General features: G+C 78.0%; 2 pseudogenes. One reads left to right on the forward strand and one right to left on the reverse strand.

The annotated features are described in order from the left end of the window. Positions 1-182: pseudogene (locus C1I97_RS38115) on the forward strand (NUDIX hydrolase); the annotation flags it as partial. Between the two features lie 107 nt (positions 183-289). Here the strand turns inward: C1I97_RS38115 and C1I97_RS38120 are convergent. Beyond that, positions 290-600: pseudogene (locus C1I97_RS38120) on the reverse strand (hypothetical protein); the annotation flags it as partial.

The following is a 600-nucleotide window of genomic DNA, read 5'->3' on the forward strand; positions in this document are numbered from 1 at the left end:
GCATCCTCTACGAGGCCCGCGTCACCGGCGGCGAACTGCGCCACGAGACGGGCGGCTCCACGGACCTCGCGGCCTGGCACCCCCTGGAGGCGGTCCCCGCACTGCCCCGGGTCGGCCTGGTCGACGCGGGGCTGCGCCTGTGGCGCGAGCGCCCGCCGGCGGGGAAGACGGCGGCCACGTGACGAGGGCGGTGCCCGGCGCACGAGGAGGGACCGCCGGGGTCGTCCCGGCGGTCCCTCCCCTCCCCTCCTGATGCGCCCCGGGCCGTCGCTACCGGGGCGGCACGTCGCTAACGGGGCAGCACCACGACATACGCGGCCGGGGCGCGGTCGGCGGCGGCCATCAGGGCGGTGCGGACGACCGTCGCCTGCTGCTCCGGGGCGTCGCGCAGTTTCCGGGGGGTGACGTGGACGACCGTGATGCCCAGCCGCTCCAGGTGCTCGCGCTTGCGGGCGTACTCCGCCCCCTGCGGGTCCTCGCCCTGCCGGGAGGCGCGGGTGTCCAGCTCCACCGCGACCGCCTGCTCGGGCCAGTACGCGTCCAGGCCGCCCAGGTGGGGGCCGCCCGGCAGCCGCAGGTCCACGTTCCAGACCGGGTCGG

This window comes from Streptomyces sp. NTH33 (assembly GCF_003236365.1).
In the GTDB taxonomy this organism is placed as follows: Bacteria; Actinomycetota; Actinomycetes; order Streptomycetales; family Streptomycetaceae; genus Streptomyces.